The 21523-nt window shown below is 56.3% G+C and carries 16 protein-coding genes, 1 pseudogene and 1 other annotated feature (1 of these 18 running past the window's edge); of the genes and pseudogenes, 13 read left to right on the top strand and 4 right to left on the bottom strand.

The window, feature by feature from the left end; genetic code table 11:
* Positions 1-238 (top strand) — a binding site (T-box leader); it begins 15 nt to the left of the window's first position.
* A gap of 68 nt (positions 239-306) precedes the next feature.
* Entirely contained in the window at positions 307-2754 is a 2448-nt protein-coding gene (gene leuS, locus KIH86_RS15340; RefSeq protein WP_223083886.1) for a leucine--tRNA ligase, read from the top strand.
* 52 nt (positions 2755-2806) lie between these two features.
* Here the strand turns inward: leuS and comER are convergent, their stop codons facing one another.
* Positions 2807-3646 carry a late competence protein ComER gene (gene comER / locus KIH86_RS15335; protein WP_223083885.1) on the bottom strand — a complete coding sequence of 280 codons (840 nt, stop codon included), beginning with the start codon at positions 3644-3646 and terminating at the stop codon, positions 2807-2809.
* Positions 3647-3801: 155 nt separating this feature from the next.
* Here comER and KIH86_RS15330 point away from each other — a divergent pair, with 155 nt between their 5' ends.
* The 5 genes from KIH86_RS15330 to KIH86_RS15310 all read left to right on the top strand — a co-directional run bounded on the left by KIH86_RS15330 (position 3802) and on the right by KIH86_RS15310 (position 11527).
* Positions 3802-4437 (top strand): ComEA family DNA-binding protein, encoded by a 636-nt coding sequence (locus tag KIH86_RS15330; protein WP_235775435.1) that lies wholly within the window; start codon positions 3802-3804, stop codon positions 4435-4437.
* Positions 4438-4540: 103 nt separating this feature from the next.
* Positions 4541-5059: a deoxycytidylate deaminase gene (locus KIH86_RS15325; protein ID WP_223083884.1), complete on the top strand. Its 519-nt coding sequence runs from the start codon at positions 4541-4543 to the stop codon at positions 5057-5059.
* A gap of 336 nt (positions 5060-5395) precedes the next feature.
* Positions 5396-8038 carry a ComEC/Rec2 family competence protein gene (locus KIH86_RS15320; RefSeq protein ID WP_235775434.1) on the top strand — a complete coding sequence of 881 codons (2643 nt, stop codon included), beginning with the start codon at positions 5396-5398 and terminating at the stop codon, positions 8036-8038.
* A 554-nt stretch (positions 8039-8592) separates the two neighbouring features.
* Positions 8593-10290: a hypothetical protein gene (locus KIH86_RS15315; protein ID WP_223083882.1), complete on the top strand. Its 1698-nt coding sequence runs from the start codon at positions 8593-8595 to the stop codon at positions 10288-10290.
* Between the two features lie 220 nt (positions 10291-10510).
* Positions 10511-11527 (top strand): LacI family DNA-binding transcriptional regulator, encoded by a 1017-nt coding sequence (locus tag KIH86_RS15310; RefSeq protein WP_223083881.1) that lies wholly within the window; start codon positions 10511-10513, stop codon positions 11525-11527.
* A 141-nt stretch (positions 11528-11668) separates the two neighbouring features.
* Here KIH86_RS15310 and KIH86_RS15305 read toward each other — a convergent pair whose 3' ends face one another.
* Positions 11669-12616: a sugar kinase gene (locus KIH86_RS15305; protein WP_223083880.1), complete on the bottom strand. Its 948-nt coding sequence runs from the start codon at positions 12614-12616 to the stop codon at positions 11669-11671.
* Positions 12617-12952: 336 nt separating this feature from the next.
* Here KIH86_RS15305 and KIH86_RS15300 point away from each other — a divergent pair, with 336 nt between their 5' ends.
* The 4 genes from KIH86_RS15300 (at position 12953) to holA (ending at position 17246) form a co-directional block, all read left to right on the top strand.
* A complete protein-coding gene (locus KIH86_RS15300; protein WP_223083879.1) occupies positions 12953-13603 on the top strand; it encodes a bifunctional 2-keto-4-hydroxyglutarate aldolase/2-keto-3-deoxy-6-phosphogluconate aldolase in 651 nt (216 codons plus the stop codon).
* Between the two features lie 497 nt (positions 13604-14100).
* Positions 14101-14649 carry an RNA polymerase sigma factor gene (locus KIH86_RS15295; RefSeq protein ID WP_038697860.1) on the top strand — a complete coding sequence of 183 codons (549 nt, stop codon included), beginning with the start codon at positions 14101-14103 and terminating at the stop codon, positions 14647-14649.
* The gene (locus tag KIH86_RS15290; RefSeq protein ID WP_223083878.1) at positions 14646-15881 is read left to right on the top strand and encodes a zf-HC2 domain-containing protein; all 1236 of its coding nucleotides are present in this window, start codon (positions 14646-14648) and stop codon (positions 15879-15881) included. The genes KIH86_RS15295 and KIH86_RS15290 overlap by 4 nt, the downstream gene beginning before the upstream one ends.
* Positions 15882-16214: 333 nt before the next feature.
* Positions 16215-17246: a DNA polymerase III subunit delta gene (gene holA / locus KIH86_RS15285; RefSeq protein ID WP_223083877.1), complete on the top strand. Its 1032-nt coding sequence runs from the start codon at positions 16215-16217 to the stop codon at positions 17244-17246.
* A 3-nt stretch (positions 17247-17249) separates the two neighbouring features.
* On the opposite strand, the pseudogene KIH86_RS29575 reads toward holA, so the two are convergent.
* Both KIH86_RS29575 and rpsT read right to left on the bottom strand, forming a co-directional pair.
* Positions 17250-17491 (bottom strand): annotated as a pseudogene (locus KIH86_RS29575) (glycosyl transferase family 2); the annotation flags it as partial.
* Between the two features lie 110 nt (positions 17492-17601).
* Positions 17602-17874, bottom strand: a complete 273-nt coding sequence (gene rpsT / locus KIH86_RS15280; RefSeq protein ID WP_223083876.1) for a 30S ribosomal protein S20 — start codon at positions 17872-17874, stop codon at positions 17602-17604.
* Between the two features lie 209 nt (positions 17875-18083).
* On the opposite strand from rpsT, the gene gpr reads away from it, so the two are divergent.
* From gpr to KIH86_RS15265, 3 genes are all read left to right on the top strand, one after another.
* On the top strand, positions 18084-19088 hold the full coding sequence (gene gpr, locus KIH86_RS15275; RefSeq protein WP_223083875.1) for a GPR endopeptidase: 1005 nt from the start codon (positions 18084-18086) through the stop codon (positions 19086-19088).
* A 342-nt stretch (positions 19089-19430) separates the two neighbouring features.
* Positions 19431-20801: a stage II sporulation protein P gene (locus tag KIH86_RS15270; protein WP_223083874.1), complete on the top strand. Its 1371-nt coding sequence runs from the start codon at positions 19431-19433 to the stop codon at positions 20799-20801.
* Between the two features lie 55 nt (positions 20802-20856).
* The gene (locus KIH86_RS15265) at positions 20857-21510 is read left to right on the top strand and encodes a hypothetical protein (RefSeq protein WP_223083873.1); all 654 of its coding nucleotides are present in this window, start codon (positions 20857-20859) and stop codon (positions 21508-21510) included.
* The last annotated feature ends 13 nt before the right edge of the window (positions 21511-21523 follow it).

The raw sequence follows: 21523 nt of genomic DNA, 5'->3' as shown, positions 1-21523 counted from the left end.
AGGAGCAGTAATTTCGGATGCGTCACGCAGAGAGCCGGTGCTTCAGGTGCGAGCCGGTTGACGATAATGAAATGAACTCACCTCGGAGAAACGGCGCTGAACGGACATTTCTGTCCATCTATTAAGCACCGTCGGTCCGCCACCGTTATCCGGCGCTAAAGTGAGCAGGGGAAGAGACCGGCAAGGTCATCCTGCTAATTAGGGTGGTACCACGGGAATTCAGCCTCTCGTCCCTAGCGTTGTACGCTACGGATGGGAGGCTTTTTGGATTGCAGAAGTCCGCTTAGCATTCAAGGAGGAGTAACAATGAGCGACATTAAGGAGAATCAGGCACCGCAGGGCTACCGCGCCCAGACGCTGGAGCCGAAATGGCAGCGGTATTGGGAAGAGAATCATACGTTCAAGACCGGGGAAGAATCGGGGAAACCGAAGTTCTATGCGCTGGATATGTTCCCGTATCCTTCGGGAGCCGGTCTGCATGTCGGACACCCGGAAGGTTATACAGCTACGGATATTGTATCCCGCTACAAACGCATGCGCGGCTACAATGTGCTGCATCCGATGGGCTGGGACGCTTTCGGACTGCCGGCCGAGCAGCACGCGCTCGATACGGGACAGCATCCGCGTGACATTACGGTCAAGAATATCGACAATTTCCGTCGTCAGATCAAATCGCTGGGCTTCTCGTATGACTGGGACCGCGAGATCAGCACGACTGACCCGGGCTATTACAAATGGACACAGTGGATCTTCATCCAGCTGTACAAACGCGGGCTTGCCTATGTAGCCGAGGTTCCGGTGAACTGGTGTCCGGCGCTCGGCACAGTGCTGGCGAATGAAGAAGTCATTGACGGGAAAAGCGAACGCGGCGGCCATCCTGTCATCCGCCGGCCGATGCGCCAGTGGATTCTGCGCATTACCGAGTACGCGGAACGCCTGCTGGAGGATCTGGAGGAACTTGACTGGTCCGAGAGCATCAAGGATATGCAGCGCAACTGGATCGGCAAGTCGAAGGGGGCCGAGGTGGTCTTCGCCATCGACGGACATGACAGCAGCCTGACGGTGTTCACGACCCGTCCGGACACCCTGTTCGGCGCAAGCTACTGCGTACTCGCTCCGGAGCATGAGCTGGTAGCGGCGATTACGACGGACGCCCAGCGCGCCGAAGTTGAAGCATACAAGGAACGGGCTGCGCGCAAGAGCGATCTGGAGCGTACCGACCTGGCCAAGGAGAAGACAGGCGTATTCACAGGCGCCTATGCGGTTAATCCGGTTAATGGAGCGCAGCTGCCGATCTGGATCGCCGATTATGTCCTGGCCGGTTACGGAACGGGCGCAATCATGGCCGTTCCGGGACATGATACCCGTGACTGGGAATTCGCGAAGCAGTTCAGCCTGCCGATCGTCGAGGTTGTCCAGGGCGGCAACGTGGAAGAAGAAGCGTATTCGGGCGACGGTCCTCACGTGAATTCCGACTTCCTGAACGGCCTGGAGAATGCGCCGGCCATCTCGGCGATGATTTCGTGGCTGGAGGAGAAGGGCTTCGGCAAGGGCAAAGTAACCTACCGTCTGCGCGACTGGCTCTTCAGCCGCCAGCGGTATTGGGGCGAGCCGATTCCGATTCTGCATCTGGAAGACGGCACGATGAAGACAGTGCCGGAGGATCAGCTGCCACTGATGCTGCCGGATGTCGACGCCATCAAGCCGTCGGGCACGGGCGAGAGCCCGCTGGCGAACGTGACGGATTGGGTCGAGACGGTCGATCCGGAGACCGGCATGAGGGCGCGGCGCGAGACGAACACGATGCCGCAATGGGCCGGCAGCTGCTGGTACTATCTGCGCTACATCGATCCGCACAACGACAAGGAGCTGTGCTCCCCGGAGAAGCAGAAGGAATGGCTGCCGGTCGATCTCTACATCGGCGGCGCCGAGCATGCGGTGCTCCACCTGCTGTATGCCCGCTTCTGGCATAAGGTGCTCTATGATCTCGGCGTTGTCGATACGAAGGAACCGTTCTACAAGCTGGTCAATCAGGGTATGATTCTCGGAACGAACAACGAGAAGATGAGCAAATCCCGCGGCAATGTCATCAATCCGGATGAAATTGTCTCCGAATTCGGTGCCGATACGCTCCGCGTCTACGAAATGTTCATGGGTCCGCTGGAAGCGACCAAGCCTTGGAGCGCGAACGGCGTGGAAGGGATTCACCGCTTCCTGTCCCGCGTATGGCGTCTCTTCGCCAGCGAGGACGGCTCCCTGAGCGCCAAGATCACGGAGAACGGCGGCACGGAGGAGTTCAAACGCACCTGGCACAAGACGATCAAGAAGGTGACGGACGATTTCGAGAATCTGCGCTTCAATACGGCGATCAGCCAGCTGATGATCTTCATCAACGACGCCTACAAGCAGGAGACGCTGCCTACCGAGGCGATGGAGAACTTCGTGCAGATGCTGTCGCCCCTCGCGCCGCATCTTGCCGAAGAACTGTGGCAGCTGCTCGGCCATGAAGGCACGATATCTTATGTGGCCTGGCCTTCGTACGACGAGGCCATGACGGTGGATGCCGAAGTGGAAATCGTTGTTCAGGTGAACGGCAAAATCATCCAGCGGGCCAAGATCGCACAGGACATGAGCCAGGATGACATGCAGGCGCACGCGATGGGTCTTCCGAGTGTGAGCGCGGCCATCGAGGGCAAAACCGTCCGCAAGGTTATCGCGGTTCCGGGCAAGCTGGTCAATATTGTAGTGGGTTAGCGAAGCACGCAAAAACCCCGTGGCAGGAGAAATCCGCCGCGGGGTTTTTGCGTTATTCAGAAGCCGGGCCATCCTTGCCGAACAGCGCGTCCAGCTTGGCCAGATCTTCGTCGTACTTCCGGTGGGTCGTATCGATGAGCCGCTCGAATACGCCGTCCAGACTGCACCCTAGAAGGCTGAGCGCTTCGGCGGTAATGCCGCCGGGCACCGCCACCCGTTCCTGAAGCTCGCCTGGCGTGAACCCGCCTTCGGTCAGCAGCCGGCCGGTACCGAGCAGCATTTCGGCCGCGAGTACGCCGGCGAGACTTCGGTCGATGCCGGTGGCGGCTGCTGCGGCTTCAATCCAGCGCTCCAGAAACAAGCTTAGAAAAGCCGGGCCGCAGCTTGAGAAATCAGAGGAAATGCGGGTGTGGGATTCGGATATTCCAACCGGATTTCCGATATGGGACATTAACCCAAGCAGCAATTCACGGTCATGATCGTCCAGCCTGCTGCCCAGCACGCAGAGCGAGGTGCCGCTGAAGACGCTATGGGTGATGCTCGGAACGATTTTGGCTATTTTGGATGGGAGAACACGCTCCAGATGATGGATCTGCACCGGGCTCGTAATGGAGACAACAATTTGTTCGCTCCCTAGACAATCGCTAATCTCATCGGTCAGCGCTTTGAATTCCAGCGGCTTGACGCACAGAAATAATATATCGCTGCCGGCGGCCGTCTCACGGTTGTTCCCCGCCAGCGTAATTCCGGGATGAAGCTGCGCGAGCCGGTCCAGCTTCTGGCGGCTGCGGTTGCTCGCGATCACATCGCCCGCCAGAAGCCCCCCGGAGGAAAGGAAGGCGTCGATCAACAGGCCGCCCATGCTGCCCGTTCCGATAAAACCTACTTTCATCCTGTGATTCCCTCCTTTCGCGCTTTACTCTTTGCCAGTAACGTTCTTCGATATATGTATGCGCGGGTGGCTTGACTAATGCCAATGATATGGAAATTGTAAGGGGTAAATAAGAAGATCGGGCGACTGTCCGGATAACGAAGGAGTGACGTGATATGATACGTATGCACAAAATAGGAGCCGCAGTCCTGGCTGTGGCGGGCGGCATTGTGATCTGGGCCGCAGGCGGCGGTGAGGACCGGGACATGGCCGGCTGGCAGCCGCTGGGCAGCGCTATGTCGGAGGCGCTGGGCATCGGCGGCGAGGCAGCAGGGACGGCCGGGGAGGCGGCCGCAGGCAGAATGGGCGGCGGCGGTATCAGCGCCGCTGGAGGCGGAACCGGCGAAGGCACAGCCGGTACCGTCGGAACGGCAGGCCCCGCTGCGGCAGGCAGCGGCGGGGCCATGGCGGAGGCGGCCGCAGGCGTCCCGGCCGCCCCCGCAGGCGCAGCCGCCGGGGGAACCGGCGGCGAAGGCCAGGCGGCTTCCGGCACAGCCGAAGCCGCGTCCGGCGCGGCGGCGGATGCTGCCGCCGCGGGCAGCCAGCCGGCCGCAGCCGCCGGCATGGTGAACGTCAATACGGCGAGTGCCGCCGAATTGACTGCACTGCCCGGGATCGGCGAGAAGAAGGCGCAGGCGATCGTCGATTACCGCAGCCAGCATGGTCCCTTCAAGAGCGCGTCCGATCTGGAGAAGGTCAAGGGGATCGGACCGAAGATGCTGGAGAAGATGAAGCCCTACGTTGTTTATTAAGCAACGGTTCTGGGACGGATGTGCTGCGTGTTCTCATAGGAACGGGTTGACGGGATATGCTACAATAAGTAACAACGATTTTTGAAGAAAATGGGGAAATCAGATGACCATCGCATACCGCAAGGACTGGGATACCTATTTCATGGATATTGCTTTTATGGTTTCGACCCGCTCTCGTTGCCCGCGCCGCCACGTCGGCGCCGTGCTTGTTCAGGGCAAGAAGCTGCTCGGCACCGCGTATAACGGAGCGCCCATGGGCGTGCCGGACTGCTCGGAAGCAGGCTGCATGGTATCCGAGCAGTACGAACTGGAGATCGTCGACGGCAAAGAGACTATGATCAAGAAGCAGCGCTGCATCCGGACCATTCATGCGGAGCAGAATCTGCTGCTGTTCACGGACCGGATTGACCGGGAGGGCAGCACTGTGTACGTGACAGACGAGCCGTGCTGGACCTGCGCCAACATGCTTGCCAACAGCGGGGTGGTCGAAATCGTCTATACCCGCGAATACCCGAAGGACACGGAGAAGGTCAAGCAGATGATGGGCACCAAGGGTATTCTGTTTCGCAGACTGGAAGGCTACGAGCCTCCCCGGGAAACGGTGCTGGGCGTAACGGACTAACGCAGGCGATTAAGATACGCAATTTCATAACGGGCCGCAAGTCGGCAATGAGGAAGGACCTCTGTTCACGCGTGATGCGCGTAACAGGGGTTCTTTTTGTTTCCGGTTGAAAAAATATCGCTCACGGTACAGTCCCTATGACGCTTTCGGAAGAGGGGATTGTAAGGTGCTGCTTACGGGTTAAGAAAATTGCCTGCGATGGAGAACTTTAAGGCATGCAGAGCTATAGCCTCCCGGGCCGGGTAGTTCGGAGTGAATGAAAGGATGAGAAAGATGACAAAGAGGCCATTAGTTTATGCGGCTGTCTGTTGGACCGCTGGAAATGCCGCCGCCTATTTGCTGATCATAAATCGCTTGCTGTGGGTATGGGCCGGTATTACGCTGCTGACGGCGGCGGTAGCTCTGCTGAGACGCGGTCAAGGGGTCAAGCTGCTGATCTTTCTATGGTTCATACTTACCCTTGGAGGAGCTTATTTCGAGTGGAATGACCACCGGAACACAACGGCGCTTCCGGCTGCTCTCGGACAGTCCGCATCGGGGCTGGAAGAGGCGCCGGTACATATGGAAGGGATTGTGTCCTCCACAGTTGAACGCGACGGAGACCGGGTGGATTTTGTTATGGTGATTCATGATGCCGCCTTACTGTCTGTCGAGGGCGCCGTCAACGATGAAGAAGACACCGGTTCTACCGAAGCGGGGAGTGAAGAAGCTGGCGGAGCCGCAGCCGCCGCCCAAGGAGAAAAAATTGCGGTTCAGGTCAAGCTGCAGGCCGAAGAAGAAATTTCGGAAGCGGCGAAGTGGAAACGTGGTGACCGGGTCAGGGTGGACGGGGCGCTGGAGCTTCCGGCCACAGCCCGGAATTTCGACGGGTTTGATTATAGAGAGTACCTGCGAAGCCGCCATATTCATTGGCTGTTGAAGGCGTCCGGAACAGCCAGTGTGACGGTGGAAGCTCCCGCGGGCTTTGGCTTCAGGTCGGTGCTCAGATGGAGCGATTCCGTCCGAAGCGGTATCGGAGGCGAGCTGGAGCGGCTGTTCCCTGCGAGGGACGCAGGCTATTTGAAAGGGCTGATTATCGGGATGCAGGATGAGCTCGACCCGGACACCTATAAGCAGTTCTCACGGCTTGGGCTAACCCATATTCTGGCTATCTCCGGCATGCATGTTGCCGTCTACGCGGGCGTGCTGCTGTATGTGCTGACCCGGATACGGCTGACGAGGGAGACAGCGCTGACGCTGACCATGCTGTTCCTTCCGGTGTACGTACTGCTTGCGGGCGCCGGTCCGTCCGTCATTCGAGCGGGTCTCATGAGCATGATCGCGCTGTACGCCGCCCGTGTAGGAATATTGAAGGACGGACTTCATGTCCTCTGTCTCGCCGGGTGGCTGATGCTGCTCTGGGAGCCGTACTATTTGCTGAACGTCAGCTTTCAGCTGTCTTTTCTGGTGACGGCGGGACTGATCGTCTTCGTTCCGCTGGCGGCTCCGCTTCTGGCTCGTCTCCCCAGGCGGCCTGGAAGCGCGGTGGCTGTCACGCTGACAGCACAGCTGGTATCTTTTCCGCTAACCATCTATTATTTCAATCAGTTCGCGATGCTGTCGTTCGCTGCCAATTTCATTCTCGTTCCGTTCATTACATTCGGCGTGCTGCCTTTAGGAACGGCTTCGCTTCTGCTGTCCAGACTGTGGCCGTATCTGGCGGAGCAGATTGCCTGGCTGGTCAGACTGCTGAATACGGCCACCTTCGCCGTTGTGGACGGCATCGGGCGTTATGCGGGAATGACGATTTGGCGGTCGCCGTCTCTGATCTGGATTGTTGTGTACTATGGACTGCTGTATGCGCTGCTGCTTATGCTGAAGCTCGCGGCCGAGGCCCGGAAGGTTCCCGGTTACATCGCCGGGGAGACCGTTCCGCTGGAAGGGGATGGGCATTGTGATGCACGGGATTCTTCCCCGTCTCCCGCTGGCATAATGGGCACGGCTGCCGTCCGGCGTTACCGAATCACGGCTGTATTAATTACCGCCGGACTGTCGCTGCTGCTCTATTGGGGCTACAAGCCGGAAATGCCGTCCCCGGAGGGTGAAGTCAGCTTTCTTGATGTGGGGCAAGGAGACAGCATTCTGATTTCGGCGCCCGGCGGCGTTCACATTCTGGTGGATGGAGGCGGAACCTTGAGCTTTGGCAGCAAGGAGGAATGGCGGGTACGCCGCAGTCCGTATGAGGTGGGAGCCAAGACGGTGGTGCCGCTGCTCAGAAAAAGGGGCGTCCACCATCTGGATGCCGTTATTTTGACTCATGGCGATCAGGATCATATGGGCGGGCTTCAGGCCGTTCTGGAAGAGATTCCGGTTAACGCCCTCCTGTTCAACGGGACGCTTGCCGAACACGACAATTACACCAAGCTGATGAGCACGGCGGTCCAGAAGGGAATTAGGCTGTACGCCGTTCATCAAGGTATGCAGTGGTCGCCGTCCGGGTCCGAAGGGACGAGGCTGTCCTTTCTGTGGCCGAAGCTCGGGAGCGCGGGGGAGCCGGTTCTTCCAGTTGTAGAGGAGCAGAACAATTCCTCCGTTGTCTTCCGGCTGGAGATGAGCGGGCGCAGCTTCCTGTTCACGGGCGATATTGAAAAAGCCGCCGAAACTGAAGTGATCGCCGCGCAACAATCAGCCTGCATCCCTGCCGGAACGGCTTGCGCCCAGACGGCGGCTGGGCAAGTGGATGTGCTGAAAGCAGCCCATCACGGCAGCAAAACGTCCAGCAGCGAAGCCTGGCTCCAATACTGGAAGCCCTCGACTGCGGTCATTTCTGTGGGAGAGAACAATACCTACGGCCACCCAGGCAAGGAGGTGCTGGAGCGTTATCTTGCAGCCGGAATGGACATCTTCCGTACGGATGAGCAGGGCGAAGTCCAGATCAAGGTTAAGGACGGTTCTTTGTCGGTGAGACATAAGCTGATCTCTGCGGACACAAGTCCCTGACTGAGAAACCCGGAGAGGGGGCTTGAAGTTAGGAATACAGCAGAGCTGGGCTGATTCTGACCAACTGTTCCGATTATCCATTGGACTGTCCCCGAAACATTAGAATGAAACCTTGTTGTCAGATAGGAGAGATAATCTAGGAAGTGCTTTGGCATGGCAACCAAAGGGGGTACCCGGCAGAAATAAAGAGAAAAGCTATAGAAATGAGGTTGGTAGGGGTTGCGCTTAAAGAGGTCATAGAGCAGAGCAACTGAGAATACGGAATTAGGTATTGGCAAAAAAATTGATGAGATGGAATCGAAAAGGTGAAGTGCAGCGTTTGGAACAGTTTGTACCGGATTAAGGGAATATCCTGATTAATCGACGGAATGCAGAGCATGCGAAGGCGTTATTTCGCGTGCTTTTTTGTCTTTTTCCTATAATCTATTGTGAATAGGGAGGTTTTTCCTCCATAATTTAATAGAGTGCACCTAGAACCAGGGGAGGGGGCCGTAGCGTCATAGAGATAGAATCATTTTTTATACCAAAAGACATAGCAATTGGGGGAATATACATTGAAGAAAATACTTAATCTGTGGGTCATCATAGCTCTGGTCTCGCTGACATTCGGCGCTTCCGCTTCTGCGGACCAGTCGGTTAAAGCCAGTGTGACGGAGAGCCGTACATATTTTGACGGGGAAGAAGCCGATCTTACCGGTTTCAACATTCAAGGGAGCAACTATTTCAAACTGCGGGACATTGCGGAGCATTTCTCGGGCACTTCCAGCCAGTTCAATGTTTCCTGGAATATCAAGAGCCAGGCGGTCGAGGTCAGCACCGGACAAGCCTATGTTCCCGATGGGAGCGGGGAAGACCAATATTACAGCGAAAGCAGCACCTATCCGGCCATTCCGCAAAATCTGAAGCTTCTCATAGACGGGACGCTTCAGACGGTCAAGGCTTACAACATCGACGGCAGCAATTATGTTCAACTGCGGGACCTGGCCGCCAGAATTCCCTATGATGTGGAATATGAAGCGACTGCCAACAAGGTCTCGCTATTTTCCAGAACGCCTGATCATGCCTACCGGGTGAAGTCATCCGCCGCCGGAACCAGCAATGCCGAATCGTCCTCTTTTCCAAGATGGAAGAGCCCGGTGGAATCATATCTCGTGAAGAACCAGGACGGAACGGTAACCGCCATTCGGGCTGACGGCCAGGTGGAGATGGAGACTTATGACAGCAGCTTCCAGCTTATGTCCAAAAACAGCCTTGCTTATGAGCTTCCGATATTCGGCGGTTTTTATAGCGGTGAGACTTACAATTATATCGCCTTCGGCCAGAACAACACGGAAGAGAATGACGACAAAGAAGTTATCCGGATTGTCCGGTACGACAAGAACTTCAACCGGATTGACAGCGTATCGGTCAAAGGCGGGCCGAGCTACACAGTCAAGCCTTTTGACGCAGGCTCCGGCCGGATGGCCGAGTCCGGCAGCACGCTTGTCTTCCATACTGCGCGGGAACGCTACACAACACCCGACGGCTTCAATCACCAATCCCAGCTGACTCTGGTCGTTAACACATCCAGCATGACGGTAACAAATGATCTGGGCCGATTCCAGAGCAATCATGTCAGCCACTCCTTCGACCAGTATGTCCGGTTCGACGGGGCTAATCATGTTCTGATCGATCACGGCGACGCTTACCCCCGCTCCATTGTCCTGAACAAAGGCGACGGACGGAAGTATACGGAGGTGGATCTTTTCCAAATTCCGGGGGCGATCGGCGCGAATCAGACGGGTGTATCTCTCGGCGGATTTGAAGTATCCTCCAGCAGCTATATCGTGGCGATGAATACGATCGACCATTCCCAGGTTACCGAATACAACTCTTACGATCTGGTTGGGCTCAAAAGGGATCAGCGCGACATCATCCTCAGCGTGCTGCCCAAGAACAGTCTGGACAAATCAGCCGTTAAGCAAATTACACTGGGCAAATATGTCGGCAGCAGCCGAATCGCGTCCATTCCGAAATTGGTCAAGATAACCGACGACAAGCTGATGGTGCTGTGGCAGGAATTCGATTTTGAAGGTCAACCCGGTGATCTGAAGTATGTCTATATCGACCAGGATGGCAACCCGGCTGGCTCCGTCCATACTCTTGCCTATTTTGGATTGTCGGAATGCGATCCGGTTGTCAGCGGCAATCAAGTGTTCTGGTATACCGACCGCAACGGTTATCGGATCTTCTACTCGATTCCGCTAGAATAAGAGGCTTCAGCTCCGGCGTTCGAATGAAGCCGACTCATTTCAGGAGAAAGTCTACTGCATCAGCATTTTGCATAATTCGATTACACTGCAAAATGCTCACATGGATAATTTACTAAATTTCAGATATACTTTTTTAATAGACAGTTGACACAGTAGAAGCCGTTTCTCTTGTATGAATTCCCGGGGTGACAGGACCCCTAAGCAACCGGAGTGAAAGTTTATGAAAAAGATGACTATTGATGATGTGGCCAAGAAGGCGGGCGTGTCCAAAAGCACAGTCTCGCAGTTTCTGAATAAACGGTATAAATATATGAGCGAAGAGACGCGGAATAAAATCGCGGCTGTGATCGAAGAGCTGAACTATCGGCCAAACGGCCTGGCCCGGGGGCTTAAACAGAACCGGACATACACGGTCGGGGTCATCGTGGCGGACATCAATTATTCCCTGTCCATTCAGTGCATCCGTGCAATCGAGAACGAGCTTCAGCTAAGGGACATTCAGGTCATTATCTGCAATGCCGACGAGAACCCGGACAAGGAGAGCAGATATATCGAGACGCTGCTGGCCCGGCAGGTGGACGGGCTGATTGTGTTCCCGACGGGAGACGACGTCACCCGGTACGTTCCCCTGACGGAGAGCCGGTATCCGCTCGTCTTTATGGACAGGCTGATCGACGGCATCTCGACCCAGAGCCTTCTGCTTGATAATGAACTGGCGATCAAGGCAGCGGTTCGGGAGTTCGCCGAGGCGGGCCATACGCGGGTGGCATTGCTGACCCTGCCGCTCGGACCCTATGCCGTTACTCCCCGGAGGGAGCGGATCGCGGGCTTCCGGAGAGCCGCGGGAGAAGCCGGCCTCCAATGGAACGATGCCTATATCTGCAGCGCAGCCAGAGAAGATATGGGAGCAGCGCTTGATTCGCTGCTCTCCATGGAGGAGCCGCCAACTGCGCTTCTGGCGGCGAATGACATCGCCCTTGGCGAGGCGCTGAAATACGCCAATCGTAAGGGACTTAAGATTCCGGATGATCTGTCGGTGATCGGCATCGATGGGGCCGAGATCGCCGCCGTCTACAATCCGGAAATCACGACCATTCGCCAGCCCGCCTATGAAATGGGCATGCAGGCCGCCAAGATCATTCTGGGCGGCATCGAAGAGGGCGGATCGCCGGTTCCGATCACGTACCGCTTCTCGCCGGCGCTTCAGCCGGGGCATTCCGTTCGGCAGTTAACTTAATAACGTACACTACCCAAGCGTAGCAACAGTAACAAGGACATCTTTTCCGCTGACCCGGAAGAGATGTCCTTGTTTGCTTCGATGGCAATTTATATGAATGAGAGGGTGAATCCTAAGAAGTGAACCGCATGAGGCGATTTCTTACCGGTTCATGAAACGCGCCAGTTCCTCCCTTGTCGGCAGTCCGTCCATATCACCACGCGACATGACGGCCAAAGCGCCGATCGCATTCCCCCGCCTGACCGCTTCCCGTGCCGGAAGCTTCTCCAGCAGCCCGCTGACGACGCCGGTTGCGAAGCCGTCCCCGGCGCCTACCGTGTCGACAACCTTCTCTACTTTGAAACCCTCGACCTTTCCCTCGCTGCCGTCCGCCGATTTGAAATATGCGCCTTCCGGCCCCAGCTTGATGACGACAAGGGAAACGCCAAGCTCCAGATAGCAGGCAGCGATTTCCTCCGGTGTGTCGAGGCCCGTCAGAATGCGGCCTTCGCCGAGGCCCGGCAGGAACCAGTCGCAGCGCGTGGCCAGGCCGTTGATCGTATCAATCATCTTCTGCCGGTCCGGCCACAGAGAAGGGCGAAGATTCGGATCGAGCGATACCGTCTTGCCCTGAGCCCGCATAAAGTCCATGGCATGCTCGGAGAAGCTGAGGCATTCCGGCGACAAGGCGGCGGAGATGCCGGTTACATGCAGATGCCCAGCGGAAGAGAAGTAGGCTTCGTCCAATTCCTCAGGGCTGAGTGTGGAGGCTGCCGAGCCTTTGCGGAAGTATTCTACCTGGGGATCGCCGCTCTCAACCTTCGATTTGACCAGCATCCCGGTCCGGAGCCGCCCTGTAAACGTAATGCGCGAGGTGTCGATCCCCTCGTTGTTCAAGGCTTTCATAATAAAAGTGCCGAAGCTGTCCTGGCCGAGCTTGGTTACATAGCCGACCCGGTGTTCCAGACGCGACAACCCGGCAGCCACATTGCTCTCTGCGCCCGCCAGAGCCTTGGAGAAGGCGGTGACTTCATCAAGCGGTCCGGTTTCATTCGCATAAAACATCGCCATAGGCTCACCAAATGTGACGACGTCCAAATGTTTATCCATTGATTAGTTCCTCCTAAGGAAAAAAGGGGGTTCTTCTGGCAGAAGTGTATTATGAATTGAAAATAGCACATAAATCGGTTTTGTACAAGAAGGAGATCCGGATTTCCTCTGAAGTATCTGAATTCATAAAGAAAGAAAAAATGAAAATTCCTTGATTAATCAATGTTTATTCCCGAATACAATAAGTTTTGACCTGTGAATTGCGCAAAAGGCATTGACTACCGAAACAATTATCATTACTATTTGATTAGCTGGGATATTCATTATATTACTAAACGTTTATAAATAAAATTAGTTTATTTGTTTATCAAAAGTTTATCTGGAGGCGTATGATCCATGAAAAAGCTTAAGGTGCTGCAAAATCTTCTGTCCACCGGTGTCGTCGCCGTCATCCGCGCAGACAATGCCGAGGACGCCTACCGCATGTCCGAAGCCTGTATCGAAGGCGGACTGAACAATATCGAGGTGACTTTCACGACCCCGGGCGCTGATGCCGTCATCAAGAAGCTGGTTGCAGCTTACGGAGACAGGGCGGTCATCGGTGCGGGGACGGTGCTGGACCCCATTACAGCCCGCATTGCGATCCTCGCCGGCGCCGAATTTGTTGTCAGCCCCTCCTTTGAGGAAGAGACGGCCAAAATCTGCAACCTGTACGGTGTTTCCTACATGCCGGGAACGCTGACGCTGGCTGAAATGAAGGAAGCCCTTAAGCTTGGTGCGGACATTCTGAAGCTGTTCCCGGGCAGCGCCTTCGGACCGGACTTCGTCAAGTCGGTCAATGGACCGATGCCGCATGTGAATATTATGCCTACCGGCGGCGTTGACCTTGAGAATATGGAGAAATGGATCAAGGGCGGCTGCGTAGCCGTCGGCATCGGCGGCAATTTGACGGCGCCGGCCAAGGAGGGCCGTTACGACCAGATCACCGAGCTGGCCTCCAAATATGTAGCGAAATTTAAAGAAATCAAGGCAGCCTCCGTCAAGTAACAGCCATTCTCTTCTTATATATAGAAGCCTTTCGAACACCGGGATCTCCGGACTGAAATCTTCAGTCAACCTTCGTCCTTCCTAGCAGGGGGCGGAGGTTTTTTGTTTAATGATAAGAGTAGATCGGATCACGCATCCATTCGGCCTTACTTCCCGGTGGGGGCTAGTGCTTTTTTGGATAAGCTGCTGTTCCCTATGGATTTGGGTAAAAATGGCATATCCCCTGTGCTTGTGAACTTAGCGGAACTAATCCGGCCCGTGGATGCTTGTCAGGTTTTTTTGTCCACGGCAAGGTGTCAATTTTGTAATGGAATTGAGCTGGGAATGAGTTTGATTGGCCCGTTGATTCCTTGTATGCTTAAAAAAGTGCGTCTGTCAGAGCGGCAATCGTCATTTTCATGCGTTTTCAATAATTTGGCACATTGTTCGGGCTTACGGCATGCAACAAAACAGCAGTCTCTCACGTCTGTGAGATTGCATAGAGAGGGGGAACCTTCGTGGTGGAGCAGGGACTCATCAGAGCCGCTCAATCGGGCGATCGCGACGCTCTAATCACCCTATTGCGAGAAATTGAAGGCCATGTGTACAAAACAGCCTTTTACATTTTGCATAATGAACAGGATGCGCTGGACGCCTCGCAGGAAGCGTTGATCCGGATTTATACCAAAATCGGCTCCTACGAGGAAAAGGCTCAGTTCAAGACATGGGTTCAGCGGATCGTGACCAATATATGCATCGATAAATTCAGGAAGACCAAACCGACGGTCTCCATCGATGAGCATGAAATGGTGTTCAAGGATAAGCAGAACGTAGAACGGGAGGTTCTCTCGGGCTATTTGGCGCAGGACATTCGGGAGGCGATCGATCAGCTGCCGGAGCATCACAAGACGGTGATCGTCCTGCGGTACCTTCAGGATTTTTCATACAACGAAATAGCGGACTGCCTGGATTTGCCGCTGAATACGGTGAAATCTTACCTGTTCAGGGCAAGGCAGCAGCTTCAAAACAGACTTCAGGAGTATCAGAAAGGTGGTGTATCGGGATGAACTGCGCGGAGGTGATAGAATGGATGAACCGTTATCTGGATCATGATCTGAGCAGGGACGAGGCGCTTGAAATGTTTCGCCATATCGATGACTGCCCTTCCTGCGCGGAGATGTTCGAACGGCTCAGCGCGCTTTCGAGCGAGCTGGAGAGCCTTCCCGATGTGAGTCCGCCTTTCAGTCTGGTGGATTCCATTCTGCCGAAGCTGGATGAAATCGACCGGACAACGGCAGAAGAAGTTATATCCCCGGCGCAGGAGCCGAAGATTCAGGAGATGAGCCGCCGCGCTTCGCGCAAGCCGAGAAGCTCCTCATTGTCTGCACGCTTCGGGATCGGCGCGGCAGCGGCTGCTCTGCTGCTCGGGATCGCGGTGCTGAACATGCCGAAACAAATGCCCGATGCGCAGGTTGAGGATATGATGAAGGGCGAAGCCTCTTCCGCCCAGAGATATGACTATGACGGCAACGGAATAGCATCAAACAGCGTTGCCGGGAACAGCAATAGCGCTCTGCCGGCCGGATCGGCAGAACTCCAGCAGTCTTTCGGCGAGTCAGTCCAGGAGACGTCACCGGCGGAAGCCTACTCCTTAACCTCTCCCGTCAGCCCTGCCGCGGAAGATTCATCTGATCAAGCTCCGACCCCCAAGGCCCAGCCGTCGGCAAAGGCTGACCGCAAGGGAAGCGGCGACGCGGCGGGCGGAACAAGTGCGGAAGCAAGAAAGAGCGTAGTCTCCAAGAAGACGGCGCCGACTTCTCCGGCGAAGACCCCTGAGGCCTCGCAGGAAGCGGGCACTATGACCAGTGATGCCGCGGAAGATCGTGTCTCAGAGAAGAATGCCGCCGGCGAGCAGCTGCACAGCAGCGAGGAGCCCGGCCTGAGCGCTGATATGGGAATAATGGCGATAGCTCCTTCACAGGTGCAGGATTCGAACGCATGGACTTCTCCAGATGGCCGTTATTCGGCTGTACTGGAGGGGCAGAACCTGATCATCTACAGACTGAATGGCGGGGATGCGGGGAGCAGACAGGCTATCTCGACGATTCCCTTCCAGGGAGCCTGGGTGTCGGGACAATGGTCCGATGACGGCAAGCAATTCGACTTCGTGACGAATACGGACGGCAATGAGAAGCGTTCATCGTATATTTTATCGGAAGAAACACCGGTTCCGACCGGTTCCGGCACGGCTTCACCGGAGCAGACGGCTTCTCCCTCTCCTTCGGCATCAACAAAATAAACAACCGAAGTGTCACATTCGGAAGACGTTCTGAATAGAATAAGGCATAAGGACAGGAATTGCTTCGGGAAGAGCGGCAGTTCCTAGGCAAGGCATCGTATGACCGGCAGCACAGAGGTTTCTAGAGCCTCGCGTGCTGTCGTTTATATAGATGAGCCGCGTAAAGGCGGAGAAGCAACGGCGAGAAGATATGGCCGGGCTTCTCCGCTTTTGCTTCTTCTGTATGGGAGGCGAATTCACGCTATGGCCGCAAGCCCTCCGACTTATGCTACAATAATGAAACGAAGAATGGACGGTGCGCGGCAGCCGCATCAGGGAAGGAGCAGCCTGCGGATGGATGCCAAAACGGCGGCAAAGGAAATCAAACAGGGGAAATTCGCCCCGGTCTATTGTTTATATGGAAGTGAAAAATTCAGAATGAACGAGTTTGTAGCCTTGATTGAAAAGGAACTGATCTCGGAGGAGGAGCGTGATTTTGCGGTTATTCCGTTCGATCTGTCCGAGACGCCCATTCAGGCGGTGGTCGAGGAGGCCGAGACGGTGCCCTTTATGGTGCCACGCAAGCTGCTCATCGTCAAGGACGCCGCGCTGTTCACGGCGGGAAGAGATAATGCGAAGCTCGACCACCGGGTCGAGGCGCTTCAGGATTACCTCACGAGTCCCGCGGACTTCAGCGTGATCGTGTTTCTGGTGAATGGCGACAAGCTCGATGAACGCAAAAAAATCGTCAAGACGCTGAAGACGGCCGGAACTGTGCTGGCCTTTAGTCCCCTTGGAGCGGACGAGCTGCTCAAGTGGGTGGAGAAGGGGATACGGGAGCGGGGCTGCAGCCCCGCTCCGGGAATGCCCGAGGCGCTGATCGCCAGCGCCGGTACAGGTTTGCAGACTTTGACGGGGGAGATGGACAAGCTGTGCCTGTTCGCGGGCAGCGGCGGAACCGTCACTCCGGCGGATGTGGAGAACCTGGTCCCGCGCGGAACGGAGCAGAATGTCTTCACGCTTGTGGAGGATATTGCGAACCTGCGGCTGGACAAGGCGATCGGGACGCTTCATGAGCTGCTGAAGCAGCGGGAGGAGCCTATCAAGATCGCGGCGCTGATCACCCGGCAGTTCCGGATCATCCTGCAGGTCAAGGAGTTGTCCGAACAGAGCTATGCTCAGGGACAGATCGCTTCGCGGATCGGGCTCCATCCGTATGCCGTCAAGCTGGCGGCTGAGCAGGCGCGCAAGTTCAGCGGGGTTCAGCTCAAGGAAATCCTGAGCCGTCTGGCCGATCTCGATTACCAGATGAAGACCGGTGGAATCGACAAGGTGCTCGGGCTGGAGCTGTTCATGCTGCGGCTCGGAGCGGGAAGAACGGCTTAAGGCTTATCTTCCCTGGTTCTCATAGTAAGCCTGTTCGGCGTGCTTCTGGTCGGTTCCCCTCAGATAAGCCAGGACCAGCCGGGGATGTCTGCACAAATACCAGTCTCCCCACGGTCGAATTTCCGGCAGGAGGTAATCATCCAGGCTTTAATCAGCATGCCGTATTTCAGGCCGGAGCGCTTGCCCCAACGTTTGAGCCTTCAGGCAAAATCGGCATCCTCAGCCATCAGCAGCTTCTCGTCGAAGCTGTAGGTGGAGAATTTCCGTGGTTAATACCTTAGTTCAGTCCCCGCAGCACAAAAAAACCTGATCGCTTCGGAGCGGTCAGGTTCTTCACAGTACATTATAGAAGCTCTTAGCCTTGAGCGGACAGAGCGTTCAGTTTCTTCGCCAAGCGGGACTTCTTGCGGGCAGCCGCATTTTTATGAACCAGACCTTTGGTAACGGCCTTGTCCAGCTTCTTGGAAGCAGCAAGGAAAGCAGCTTGAGCGGTTTGTACTTCCGTACCTTCCAGCGCTACGTCAGCAGCCTTAACGGCTGTACGAAGAGCGGATTTCTGAGAAATGTTCAGCGCGCGGCGCTTTTCCGTCGTCTTAACGCGTTTTACCGCGGATTTAATGTTTGGCATTGCATTCACCTCCTGTAAGGCATTCGGAAATCATCAAATGATTCACAACTTAAAATAGTTTAGCACGCACCACCTTAAAATGCAACATTAAAACCTCGTAATTTCGCGTGAATTCCGTGAATTCTTTGTATAATCAGACACCTCCTCCCGCACACTAGGACATAGAAGACAGTCTATGCCATCTAAACCAGACAGGAGGCTTATCAAGAATGGAACTGGATCTGCGGCTGTACTCGGCGCGTACCGATTTGGCGATTGAATCCAAGGAGCTGGCCCAGGGCCTTGGCGGCAACCAGCCGATACCCGGAGTGGACGAGCAAGTGGAGGAATCGGAGGGAATCAAGGTGACCCGGCTTAGCGTGAGCTCAGAGGAAGGGTCACGGAGAATCGGCCGGGCCATCGGGAATTATGTCACGCTGGAGGTTCCCGGCCTGCGCGGCGGGGATTCGGGGCTGCAGGAGAAGGTATCGGAGACTTTCGCTCGGGAGTTCGAGACCTTCATGAACCGGATCGGAATCAGACAGAGCGCCTCCGTCTTGATCGTCGGGCTTGGCAACTGGAATGTGACACCCGACTCGCTGGGTCCCCTTGTCGTGGAGAACGCGCTGATTACCCGTCAGTTCTATGAGCTGATGCCCGACCAGGTATCGCCGGGCTACCGCAATGTGAGTGCCATCGCTCCGGGCGTGCTGGGACTGACCGGGATCGAGTCGAGCGAAATTGTTCAGGGCATTGTGGACCGGACGAAGCCGGAGGCCATTATTGCGATTGACGCCCTGGCTTCCCGGTCGCTGGAGCGGGTCAACACGACCATCCAGATCGCTGATATCGGCATCCACCCCGGATCGGGGATCGGCAACAAGCGCCGCGGGCTGACCAAGGAGGTGCTGGGCGTCCCCTGTATCGCGATCGGCGTACCGACAGTCTGCTATGCCTCCACCATCGTCGGCAATGTGCTGGAGATGATGAAGAGTCACTTTGGAGGTGCGGAAGGCCGATCCAAGCAAATTATGGGGCTGCTGGACAGCATCACCGAGCAGGAAAGGCTGGCCCTCGTCAAGGAAGTGCTGGAGCCTCTCGGGCATGACTTAATTGTGACGCCGAAGGAAATCGACGAATTCATCGAGGACATCGCCAACGTTGTGGCGACCGGTCTGAACGCCGCGCTGCACGAAGCGGTTGACCCCGGGAATGCGGGGGCATATACGCACTGAACGCCGTTGAAACTTCAGGTGAACGTGATCCCGGGCGGCGCTGCCTCCAGATAGTAGACAGTTGATCGATCAGAAATCAGAGCGGGCTTGCAGCCCGTTCTATTTTTTGAACAGACAATTTACAAGCGATCCAGGCCCCTCCTCTATCCCAGATTCCGATTCGCAGCACCTGCCTTGCTTAGTGAGGGCTTTTTGAGATGGATTCCGCAGCATTTTCGAGAAGACTTCGATTGAATTCGATAGAAGTTATTCTGATCTTCTTCCGGTGTTCTAGTTTCTCTCATCGCTTCATAGATTTGAAGTATAAGAGATTACAGAGAGCCTGAGGAGGACATAACGATAATGGACAGAAAATGGTTTCGCCTATGGAACTTCGCCCGGCTGCGCGCCAAAGTGCTGGAAGGGCTGGCGCTCGGCCGGACAATGCTGCTGCTTGCCTGCGGGTCGCTCGTATTCTTTCTGCTGCTGGGCGCCGGAGGAGTTGCGGGACAGAAGCTCGACAACTCTCCGCTCCCTTCTATGAAAGGGCTGGCTGCATCCTTGTCCGCCGGTTTCTTCAAGGAGTTGCTCGGCATGGAGGTTCCCCATCTCCCTGAGACGAAGGAGCCTTCCGCTCTCTCGGGCGAGAAGGTTACGAGCTTCGTCTTCCAGATGCTGACGAGCGTGAATCCCGGCGATCCGAAGAGTCTTCTGTCGCGCGAGCTGCCCGGGATGGCGGCGGATGACGCCGTGCTGCTGCGAAGCGGCTCCGGCGGAACGCCCGGCGCCCCGGCGGACTACCATCCCGGACAGGATGGACTCGCAGGCCAAACGGCTCAGCCGCAGACGACCCCGCAGCCCCAGGCGGGCGGTGGCAGCGAAGGTGACGGCACGGGCGGGGATAACGGCGAAGGCGCAGCAGCAGGCTCTCCCGTGGAGAGCGCAGCGCCCGAGCCCTCATCTTCCGCAGACGCCAGCAATGCAGATCAGCCCAATCAGCAAGATCAGGCAGGACAGGACAAGCGGATTATGATCTACCATTCCCATCCGCGGGAAGCCTATAATCCGCTGCTGGGATTGCAGAGCGACAATCCGAGCTCCGCCGACCCTGACAAGAATGTGATGCTCGTGGGCTCATATGTCGCGCAGCGGCTGGAGAAACGGGGCATTGGCACCCTGCACACCGAAGATGATTATGCCACTGAAGTTGCGGACTACAACTGGAATTATTCCTATAAGTATTCCCGGGCTACGGTGAAGGCGGCGATGAGCGAGCATGCCGGCATGACGGAGCTGATCGACATTCACCGGGACTCTCAGCGCTACGACAAGACGACAACGGTGATTAACGGCAAATCATATGCGCAGGTATATTTCATCCTCGGACGCGCGAATAAGGACTGGAAGGAGAATGAAGCGTTCGCGAACAGCATCCACAAGCTGCTGGAGAAGAAATATCCCGGATTGTCCCGGGGCATCTGGGGTAAATCGTCGGGCAAGGGCAACAATGGTGAATATAATCAAACGCTGTCCCCGACCAGCGTCCTGATCGAGGTTGGCGGCATCGACAACACGGAAGCCGAGCTGAAAGCCACCGCGGAGGTGCTGGGAGACGCCATCGCAGACCTGTACTGGAGCAGCCATCAAGCGGAGAAAGCGAACGCGAAGACGGAAGACGGCGGGGCAGGAAGCGGGACGGCAGGAGCGGAAGGCGGAACGGGCGAGGCGAATTAAGCGAATGGATAAGGCGGATTATCGGTAGCTTGGGACGCAGGGAAAGGGTGAGAGTATGTCGCATTTCGGAAAAAAGCTGGCGGTCTTCGGGATCTGGGCCGGAATCGGAATATTGGTAGGGATGCAGCTTGGCGGGACGGGTGGGAATTCGTCTACTCCCGTTCCCGGATGGAGTGTCATCTCTGGCACCGCCGTGAACAACGCTCCGGCTGCCGGAGCTCAGAGCACTGCCGTTACCGGCTATCAGGTGCAGAGCGACGGCAAGGGTGGATACGTCTATGTGCCGGTCACGCTGGTTCCGTCGGTGTCCGGTTCGGGACAGACGATCTATGTCCAGCAGCCGTCCGGCTCCGGGCAGGCTGCAATCCAGCAGCCGGCACAGGGCAGCAGCTCCATCGGCACAGTCCCGCAGCAGCCTGTGCAGGGAAGCGGCTCGGCCGGCACGGTCCCGCAGCAACCGGTGCAGGGCAGCAGTTCCAACCGCTCGGTGCAGCAGCAGCCGGCACAACGCAGCAGCTCAGCCGACATGCTTCCGCAGCAGCCTGCGGTCAGCCCCAGCACGCTGACGCCCGGACAGATCCTGGTTCCGAATCAGCAGGAGCCCGCGATCGATGAACTGGCGGACAAGACGGCGGGCATGCTTCAGAACGCCTCGCGCAAAGGCATCCGCTGGGTTGTCTCCCTGTTCGATTCGTCCGGTCAGCCCTAGTCCCTGAAACCGG

The sequence above is a fragment of the Paenibacillus sinensis genome, assembly GCF_019904155.1.
GTDB lineage: Bacteria > Bacillota > Bacilli > Paenibacillales > Paenibacillaceae > Paenibacillus_AQ > Paenibacillus_AQ sinensis.
This window is presented reverse-complemented; position numbering and strand designations above follow the sequence as displayed.